Source organism: Pseudomonas shirazensis, from assembly GCF_014268785.2.
GTDB lineage: Bacteria > Pseudomonadota > Gammaproteobacteria > Pseudomonadales > Pseudomonadaceae > Aquipseudomonas > Aquipseudomonas shirazensis.
On the sequence record NZ_JABWRD020000001.1, the window covers coordinates 515,345 to 525,766 of the forward strand.

A 10,422-nucleotide genomic window follows, 5' to 3' on the forward strand; every position below is an offset into this window, starting at 1 on the left:
GCCCCACGCCTATAGATTCGGATGCCCACACAATGAATGCTGAAGACGCACTGAAACTCGCTCGTCGCTTTATTGGCCTGTCGGTGGAGAAACGTCAGCTGTTTCTCGCTGCATTGGCCCGCGAAGGGGTGGATTTTGCCCAGTTTCCGATCCCGGCCGACGTGCCCGCCGAGGATCGCCAGGCGTTGTCCTATGCCCAGCGGCGCATGTGGGTGTTGTGGCAACTGGACCCGCACAGCGGCGCCTACAACCTGCCCGGTGCAGTGCGGCTCAAAGGTGCGCTGGATATCAGCGCGCTGGAGCGCGCCTTCGCCAACCTGATCGAGCGGCATCAGACCCTGCGCACCGTGTTCCGTCGTCTTGATGACGACAGCGTGCAGCAGGTGCCCGCCGAGCAGCCGCTGCACATCGTTCATCAGGACTTTTCGGCGCTGGCTATTGATGCGCGCGAGCAGGGGGTACGAGAGGCAGCCGAAGCCCAGGCCGTGCAGCCCTTCGACCTTGAGCAAGGCCCACTGCTGCGGGTCAGCCTGCTGCGTCTGGCCAGCGACGAGCACGTGTTGCTGCTGACCCTGCACCACATCGTCTCCGATGGCTGGTCGATGAACGTGTTGATCGAAGAATTCACTCGTTGCTACGACGCTTTCGCGTTGGGCAAGAACCCTGCGCTGGCGCCGTTGCCGGTACAGTACGCCGACTATGCCCTGTGGCAACGACGCTGGCTCGAGGCGGGTGAGCAGGCGCGTCAGTTGAGCTACTGGCAGGATGTGCTCGGCAATGAGCACGATCCGCTTGAACTGCCCACCGATCATCCACGCCCGGCGCTGCCAAGCCAGCGCGGCCGGCGCCTGGAATTCGCCATCGACACAGCGTTGGCCGACGGCCTGCGCGAACTGGCCCGCCAGCACAACGTGACCTTGTTCATGCTACTGCTCGGCGCCTTCAACGTGCTGCTGCTGCGTTACAGCGGGCAAACCGACCTGCGTGTCGGCGTGCCGATCGCCAACCGCAACCGCAGCGAGATCGAAGGCCTGATCGGCTTCTTCGTCAATACCCTGGTGCTGCGCACTCAAGTCGACGCCCTGCAGCCATTCGCCAGCTTGCTGCAAACGGTCAAGGAGCGCGTGCTCGGGGCCCAGGCGCATCAGGATTTGCCCTTCGAACAGTTGGTCGAAGCGCTGCAGCTGGAGCGCAGCCTGAGCCACACGCCGCTGTTTCAGGTGATGTACAACCACCAGCCGCACGTAGCCGACATGGCCAGCCTGCAAACGGCCGCGGGCCTGAGCCTGAATGCGGTGCAGTGGCAGAGCCGCACCACTCAGTTCGACCTGACTCTGGATACCTATGAGCAGGGCGGGCAACTGCGCGGCGCCCTCACGTACGCGGATGAACTGTTCGATGCCGCCACTATTGCGCGCATGGCCAAACACTTCACCGGCCTGCTGGCAGCTCTGGTGGCCGACCCAAATCAGCGCGTTGGCGAGCTGGCGCTGCTGGCGGATGAAGAACGCGACACCCTGATCAGCGGCTGGAACCAGACCGCCCAGGCCTATCCGCTGGATCAGTGCCTGCACAGCCTGATCGGCGAGCAGGTGCAGCGCACACCCGATGCGCCGGCCGTGCGTTTCGCCGAACAGACCCTGAGCTACGCGGCCCTTGAACGCCGCGCCAACCAGCTGGCCAACCTGCTGCGGGAGCGCGGAGTTGGCCCGGATGTGCTGGTCGGCGTATGCCTGGAGCGCTCGCTGGAAATGGTCGTGGCCCTGCTGGCCATCCACAAGGCCGGCGGTGCCTACGTGCCGCTTGACCCGGAATACCCGCAGGAACGCCTGCACTACATGATCGACGACAGTGCCGTGCGCCTGTTGCTGACTCAGCGTGCGCTGCGACCGTTGCTAGAAGGGCAGGCCGGCCTGCAGATGATCGATCTGGATCAGCCGCAAGGCTGGCTCGACATCTACTCCGAGCAGGTACCACTGTCGCAGACCTTGCCCCAGCATCTGGCCTACGTGATCTACACCTCAGGCTCTACCGGCAAACCCAAAGGCGCGGGCAACAGCCATGCGGCGCTGGTCAACCGGCTGTGCTGGATGCAGCAGGCCTATGCACTGACCAGCAGCGATGTGGTCCTGCAGAAAACCCCGTTCAGTTTCGACGTGTCGGTGTGGGAGTTCTTCTGGCCGCTGCTGACCGGCGCTTGCCTGGTGGTCGCTACACCGGGTGCGCATCGCGACCCCGAGCGGCTGATCGAAACCATCGTCGACAACGGCGTGACCACCCTGCATTTCGTGCCTTCGATGCTGCAGGCATTTATCCATGAAAACGGCGTTGAGGCCTGCCAGAGCCTGCAGCGCATCATCTGCAGCGGCGAGGCACTGCCGCTGGAAGCGCAGCAGCAGGTTTTTGCCCGCTTGCCGCAGGCTGCGCTGTACAACCTCTACGGGCCGACCGAAGCAGCCATCGATGTCACGCACTGGACCTGCATCGACGAAGGCGCGCTGGCCGTGCCGATTGGTCAGCCGATTGCCAACCTGCGCACCCTGGTGCTGGATGCCCAGCTGCAACCGGTGCCGGCAGGTGTTGCCGGCGAGCTGTACCTTGGCGGGATCGGCCTGGCGCGCAGCTATCATCGCCGCCCCGGGCTGACCGCCGAGCGCTTCGTCGCCTGTCCGTTCGTTGCCGGTGAGCGGCTGTATCGCACTGGCGACCGGGGCCGCCAGCGCCGCGACGGGGTGATCGAATATCTGGGCCGCTTCGACCATCAGGTCAAGCTGCGTGGCCTGCGCATCGAGCTGGGCGAGATCGAGACGCGCCTGATGCAGCAGCCGCAGGTCGATGAGGCGGTCGTGCTGGTGCAGGAAGGCAAGCACCTGGTGGCGTATCTGGTACTTGCTCAGGAGCCACAGGAGGGCTGGCAGGCCCAGCTCAAGAATGCGCTGCTCGAATGCCTGCCCGAGTACATGGTGCCGACCTACTGGCTGGCATTGGACCAGCTGCCCGTGACTGCCAACGGCAAGCTCGACCGCAAAGCCTTGCCGCTGCCGGAGGCGGCGCCGCAGCAAACCTACATGGCCCCGCAGGACGAACTGCAACGGCTGCTGGCCGGGATCTGGCAGGACGTGCTCGGCGTGGCCCAGGTGGGCCTGGAAGACAATTTCTTCGAGCTTGGCGGCGACTCCATCGTCTCCATTCAGGTGGTCAGTCGCGCGCGTCAGGCCGGCGTGCGGCTCAAGCCGCGTGACCTGTTCCAGCATCAGACGGTGCGTAGCCTGGCCCAGGTCGCGGTGCGCGACAGCCACGGCCAGCAAGAGCAAGGGCCGGTAACCGGCGACGTACAGCTGACGCCGATCCAGCACGCGTTCTTCGCGCTGGACATGCCGCAGCGCAGTCACTGGAACCAGTCGCTGCTGTTGAGCCCGCGTGAACCGGTGCAAACCGAAGTGCTCGCGCAAGCCTTGCAGCTGTTGCTGGCCCAGCACGATGCGCTGCGCCTGCGTTACATCGCGCAGACGCAAGGCTGGCAGCAGGCGTATGCGCCCGTCAGCAACGCTCGAGTACTGGAATCCGCGCAGGCAACCGACACCGCCCAACTGGCAGCACTCTGCGACGGGTTGCAGCGCAGCCTCGATCTGCAGGCAGGGCCACTGCTGCGTGCGTTGTTGGTAGAGCTGCCTGATGGCGAGCAACGCTTGCTGCTGGTCATTCACCACCTGGTGGTCGATGGAGTGTCCTGGCGGGTGCTCCTCGAAGACCTGCAACTGGCTTATCAGCAATTGGCCGCCGGCCAACCGGCCAGGCTGCCGGCCAAGACCAGCAGCTATCAAGCCTGGGCCGCGCGCCTGCAGCAGCACGTACCGGCTGTGCTCGATCAGCTGCCGTACTGGCTTGCCCAGCATCAAGACATCGCCGAGCTACCGTGCGACCACCCCCACGGCGCACTGACCAATCAACTGCAGCGCAAGGTCGAAGCGCGCCTGTCGCGAGAGGGCACCCGGCAACTCTTGCAAGTCGCCCCGGCGGCCTACCGCACCCAGGTCAACGACCTCCTGCTGACCGCTCTGGCGCGCCTGCTGCAACGCTGGACGGCGCAACCAGGCTGCCTGATCCAGCTCGAAGGCCATGGCCGCGAAGACCTGGGCGACGACCTCGACCTGACCCGCAGCGTCGGCTGGTTCACCAGCCTGTTCCCGGTACGCCTGCAAGCCACGGCCGACTGGCCGGGTTCGATCAAGGCGGTCAAGGAGCAGTTGCGCCGGGTGCCCGGCAAGGGTCTCGGTTATGGCCTGCTGCGTTACCTCGCCGAGCCTGCCGTCGGCGCACAACTGGCCGCGCTGCCGGCGCCGCGGGTGACCTTCAACTACCTGGGCCAATTCGATGGCCAATTCGACCAGGCGGCGCTGTTCGCCCCGGCCAGCGAACGCAGCGGCCAGGCGCAGGACCCTCAAGCGCCGCTGGCCAACTGGCTGACCGTTGAAGGCCAGGTGTATGCCGGGGAGCTGACCTTGCAGTGGGGCTACAGCAGCGCCATGTATGACGATGCCAGCGTCCAGCAACTGGCCGACGGTTATCTGCAGGAGCTGCACGCCCTGATTGCCCACTGCCTGCAAGTGCCGGCCGGACAGGTGACGCCCTCGGACTTCCCGCTCGCCAGCATCAGCCAGGCGCAGCTCGATCAGCTGCCGGCCAGCGCCGATCAGATCGAAGACCTGTACCCGCTGGCGCCGATGCAGCAGGGCATGCTCTTTCACAGCTTGTACCAGCCGGCAGATGGCGCGTACGTCAACCGGATGCGCCTGGACATCGCCGGCCTCGACGTCGAGCGCTTCCGTCAGGCCTGGCAAGCGGCGCTGGATCATCACCCGATCCTGCGCAGCAGCATCCATTGGCAGGGCCTTGAGCACGCGCATCAGTTGGTCCATCGCCAGCTGCAACTGCCGCTGACGTTGCTCGAAGCGGGTGAACATGATCTTGACCAGTTGGCCGCCGCCGAGCGCGCGCTGGGCTTCGATCTGGCTCGCGCGCCATTGCTGCGCCTGAGCCTGGTGCCGACCGGTAGCGGCGACTGGCACCTGATCTACACCAGCCACCATATTCTGCTCGACGGCTGGAGCAACGCCAGCCTGCTGGCTGAGGTGCTCGGCCGTTATGCAGGCATACAGCCGAGCGCTGCACCAGGGCGTTACCGCGACTATCTGGCCTGGTTGCAGGGGCGCTCTGCTGAAGCCTCCAAGGCCTACTGGCAAGTCAACCTGGCAGCGCTGGAGCAGCCGACCCTGCTCGCCGAAAGCCTGCGCCGACCGGCGCACGGCAGCGGCTACGGGCAGCTGCTGGCCGAGCTCGAGCCCGTGCAGACCGAGGCGCTGAAGGCGTTCGCCCGCGCACATAAAGTCACCCTCAACACCTTGCTGCAGGGGGCCTGGGCGGTGTTGTTGCAGCGTTACAGTGGGCAAGCGTGCGTAGCCTTCGGCGCCACCGTGGCTGGGCGCCCGGCCGAGTTGCCGGGCATCGACGCGCAGCTTGGGCTGTTCATCAACACCTTGCCGATCGTCTGCCAGCCGCACCCGCAGCACAGTGTGGCGCAGTGGCTGCAGGCCTTGCAGTCGCACAACCTGGCGCTGCGCGAGTTTGAGCATGTGCCGCTGTACGAGATCCAGGCCTGGGCTGGGCAGCAGGGCAACGCGCTGTTCGACAGCCTGCTGGTATTCGAAAACTTCCCGGTGGCCGAGGCCTTGAGCCAGGCTGACAGCAGCGGGTTGCGCATGCGCAACCTGAGCAACCACGAGCAGACCAGCTATCCGCTGACCCTCGGCATCGAACTGGGCGCGACCCTGCGCCTGGACTTCAGCTACGATCTGGCGCGGTTCAGCAGCGAGCAAGTAGCCGGGTTGTGCAGCCAATTGCGCCACCTGCTTGAGCAGTTTGTCGCCGCCCCGCAAGGCATGCTCGGCAACCTGACCCTGCTTGATCACACCGGCCAGCACAACCTGCTGCAACGCCAGGGCGACAGCTGCATGGCGCTGCGTGATCAAGCGCTGGTGCATCAGCGTATCGCTGCCCAGGCCGCCAGCACGCCTGGAGCATTGGCGGTGTGGACCTCGGCGGCAAGCCTTGACTATGCCAGCCTTAACCAACAGGCCAACCGCCTTGCCCATTGCCTGATCGAATCCGGCGTCGGCCCCGGCCAACGCGTCGGCTTGGCACTGCGGCGTACCCCGCAGTTGATCGTCAGCCTGCTGGCGGTGCTCAAGAGTGGCGCCGCGTATGTGCCACTCGACCCCAGCTACCCGGACGAGCGTTTGCTGTTCATGGTCGAAGACAGCCGCCTCGACCTGTTGCTCAGTGAGGGTGAGCTGCTTGCTCAGCTGGCACTGCCGGCTGGCTTGACGCGGCTGCAACTCGACGCGCTGGGCGATCAGCTGGCCAACGCATCAACGCTGGACCCGGCGAACCGCGCTTGTCCTGAAGACCTCGCTTACGTCATCTACACCTCAGGCTCCACCGGCAAACCCAAGGGCGTGGCGATTGCCCATGCGGCCCTGCGCGAGTTCTGCGAAAGCGCCGCTGACTATTCCCGACTTGCCGCCAGCGACCGCGTCCTGCAGTTCGCCACGTTCAGCTTCGACGGCTTTGTCGAGCAGTGCTACCCACCCTTGAGCGTCGGCGCGGCGCTGATCATGCGCGATGACCAGCCGTGGTCGGTCGAGCAGTTGGCCGAGGTGCTGGTCGAGCAGGGCGTGACCCTGGCCGACTTGCCCGCTGCCTACTGGCATCTGTTGGCCAAGCTGTGTGCTAGCGAAGACCGCAGCCTGGGGCGGTTGCGCCAGGTGCACGTCGGCGGTGAGGCGATGTCGGTCGAGGGCTTGCGCCTGTGGCATGCGGCCGGGCTGGGCGCAGTGCGCCTGGTCAATACCTACGGCCCGACCGAGGCGACGGTGGTGTCCAGCGTGCATGACTGCCAGTTGGCCGACGCCAGTGCCGTATATGGCGTGCCCATCGGCCAGGCGATTGCCGGGCGCAGTTTGCGCATTCTTGATGCTGGCGCCGAGCTGCTGCCGGCCGGCGCAACCGGAGAGCTGTGGATTGGTGCGGCGGCAAGCCTTGCACAGTGTTATTTCGACCGCCCGGCGCTCACCGCCGAGCGCTTCTTGCCCGACCCGTTTGCCAGCGAGCCCGGCGCGCGGCTGTACCGCAGCGGCGACCTGGTGCGCTACAACCCGGCAGGTGCTATCGAGTACGTCGGCCGCATCGATCATCAGGTGAAGATCCGTGGTTTTCGCATCGAGCTTGGCGAAATCGAAGCGCGCCTCGCGGCTCAGCCCGCCGTGCGCGAGGCAGTGGTCTTAGCGCTGCCAGCCCGCCATGGCCTGCAACTGGTGGCCTATGTGGTGCCAGTCGATGGCCTGGAGGCGCTGGCCGTGCCAGCGCAGGATGACCTGCGCGGCGTTATTCAAGCCGCGTTGAAAGCCGATTTGCCGGACTACATGCAGCCCAACCAGCTGATCCTGCTGGCGCGCCTGCCGCTCAACCCCAACGGCAAGCTCGACCGCAAGGCGCTGCCCGCTCCGCAGGCCGTCAGCCACAGCCAGGCGCTGCCACAAACCGATCTGCAGCGCCGTGTTGCCGCCATCTGGCAGTCGGTGCTGGACGTGCCGCAGGTCGGCCTCGGCGATAACTTCTTTGCCCTCGGCGGCCACTCGCTGCTGGCCACGCAGGTGATCAGCCGGGTGCGTCAGGAGCTGGGCGTACAGCTGGCCCTGCGCAGCCTGTTCGAGGCGGCCACTCTGCAAGACTTTGTCGCCAGCATCGAACACAGCGAGCGCGCCGCGAGCATGCCGGTGCTGCGCCGGGTCGATGAGCGCCAGCCGCAGCTGCAGTCGTTTGCCCAGCAGCGGCTGTGGTTCCTCTGGCAACTCGAGCCGCACAGCTCGATGTACAACATTGCCCGCGCGCTTGAGCTGACCGGCGTGCTGGACCCAGGCGCGGTGCGCCAGGCCTTTGACATGCTCGTACAGCGCCATGCAGTGCTGCGTACCACCTATTTCGAAGCCGATGGCGAGCATTGGCAGCAAGTGCATCAGCAGCTGGCGCCGGAATTTGCCTTCACTGATCTCCGTGGCTCAGCCCAAGGGCAGGCTGCGCTCGAGCAGCACCTGCAGAGCGAAGCCCGCCAGCCGTTCGACCTGAACGACGGCTCGCCGATGCGCGTGCGCCTGCTGCGTCTGAGCGAGCAGCGCCATGTGCTGCTGATCACCCTGCACCATATCGTCGCCGACCACTGGTCGTTTGGTCTGCTGCCGGCGGAGTTCGTCAGCCTGTACCAAGCGGCCCGCAGCGGCAGCCCATCGGCGTTGCCGGAGCCACGCCTGCAATACGTCGACTTCGCCGTCTGGCAGCGCGAATGGCTGGCAACCGGTGAACTCGAGCGGCAGTTGGCCTACTGGCGCGCCCAGTTGGGCGATGACCATCGCCTGACCAGCCTGCCGGCATCGCCCGCGCGGGTGGCAGCCTCGGCCAATGCCGCCTATTGCGAGGTGCACGAGTTCCACTTCAGCCCGGCCCTGAGCGAGGCCCTGCGCGAATTCGCCACGGCGCGGGGCGTGACTTTGTACATGCTCCTGCTGGCCGGCTTCAGCGTGGTAGTGGCCCAGCGCAGCGCCAGCAGCCGGGTGCGCCTGGGTACCGATGTGGCCAACCGCAACCACGCCGGGGTTGAAGATCTGGTGGGCTTCTTCGTTAACCAGTTGGTACTGCAATTGACGGTCGAGCCACAGGCCAGCGTCAGCCAGTTGCTGGAGGCTGCGCGCAGGACCGTGATCGGCGCTGCCGACCACCAGGACCTGCCGTTCGAGCGCTTGGTGGAAGCCCTGCGAGTTCCGCGCAGGGCAGGGCGTTCACCGCTGTTTGCGATCAAGTTCATCTATCAGGACAGCAGCGATGTGCCTCTGTCGATCGACGGCCTTGAGATCCAGCCATTGCCGGCCGGTAAAGCCGCCGCCGAGCTGGACCTGATCGCCGAGTTCGTCAACGCGCCCGCCGGCATATACCTGGGGCTCAAGTGCGATGCCGGGCTCTACGCCAGTGCCGACATGGCCTGCCTGTTTGGCCAGTTGCAAGGGGTGTTCGAGCACATGCTTGGCGACCCGCAGGCGGCCCTGGCGCAGTTGCTCGAAGGTGCAGCGCAGGTGCAACAGGCGGCCGAGCAACAGGCCCTGGCCGAGCGCCAGGCGCAATTGCAGCAACAGCCGATCCAGCGTCGTCGGCCAGGCCGGGTGGCGGTCGAGTAACGGCGGCAAGGATAGTCAGGCAGGTGCGCGCCAGGGGGCGCCACCTGATACACGAATGGGAGAGGTGCAATGTCGAATTTCGAGTCGCAAGTGATACCGGCGCTGGGCAAGGGGCGGCGCAAGAGCCTCAGCCTGGACCAGTCCAGCCTGGTCACCTTCAGCCCGATGTTCGCCGACCGCCCGCTGCCGCTGCTGTGCACGCCAAGCATGCCCGGGGTCAACCTGATCGAGTGGGCCGGGCAGAACCGCGCCCTGATCGAAAGCAAGCTCGACCAGCATGCGACCCTGCTGTTTCGTGGCTTCAACGTGCCGGATATCCACGCCTTCAATCAGTGCGTCGATGCGATTTCCGGCGGCGCGCTGGAGTACCTGTTCCGCGCCTCGCCGCGCACCCAGATCACCAAGAAGCTCAACGTCTACAGCTCCACCGACTACCCGTCGGCAGAGAAGATTTTCCCGCACAACGAGCACTCCTATTCGCCGGTGTTTCCGCTGCACCTGTACTTCTATTGCGACCAGCCCTCGGCCACCGGCGGCGAGACGCCGTTCGGTGATACCCGGCTGCTGCTCGAACGCATCGACCCGCAGGTGCGCGATGAATTCATCCGCAAGCGCGTGCTCTACGTGCGCAATTACGGCGACGGCATGGGCCTGCCCTGGCAGACGGTGTTCCAGACCGAAGACCGCGCCGAAGTCGAGGCTTACTGCGCCAGGATTGGTATCACACCTGAGTGGAAGCCCGGCAATCGCTTGCGCACCCGCCAACAAGGCCCCGCAGTGGTGCGCCACCCGCGTACGGGCGACACGGTGTGGTTCAACCACGCCACCTTCTTCAACGCGCTGACCCTGCCCGAGAGCATTCGCGACAGTCTGCTGGCCGAATTCGAACCGCAGGACCTGCCGCAAAACACCTACTTCGGTGACGGCTCGCCGATCCCCGAAGACTACATCCGCCACCTGCAGCAGCTGTACCGCGAGGTGATGGTCGAGTTCCCGTGGCAGCGGGGCGACGTGGTGGTGCTGGACAACATCTTCACCATCCATGCCCGCAACGGTTACAGCGGCCCGCGCAAAATTCTCACCGCAATGGCAATCCCGCTGAAAAGCACCGACGTGGCCATTGGTTAAGGACATCAGC

The 10,422-nt window shown here is 65.6% G+C and carries 2 protein-coding genes; both read left to right on the forward strand.

Features of this window, described 5'->3' with window-relative positions:
• Positions 1–32 precede the first annotated feature (32 nt).
• On the forward strand, positions 33–9,284 hold the full coding sequence (locus HU736_RS02225) for a non-ribosomal peptide synthetase (protein ID WP_186699702.1): 9,252 nt from the start codon (positions 33–35) through the stop codon (positions 9,282–9,284).
• A 69-nt stretch (positions 9,285–9,353) separates the two neighbouring features.
• On the forward strand, positions 9,354–10,412 hold the full coding sequence (locus tag HU736_RS02230) for a TauD/TfdA family dioxygenase (protein WP_186699704.1): 1,059 nt from the start codon (positions 9,354–9,356) through the stop codon (positions 10,410–10,412).
• Positions 10,413–10,422 lie beyond the last annotated feature (10 nt).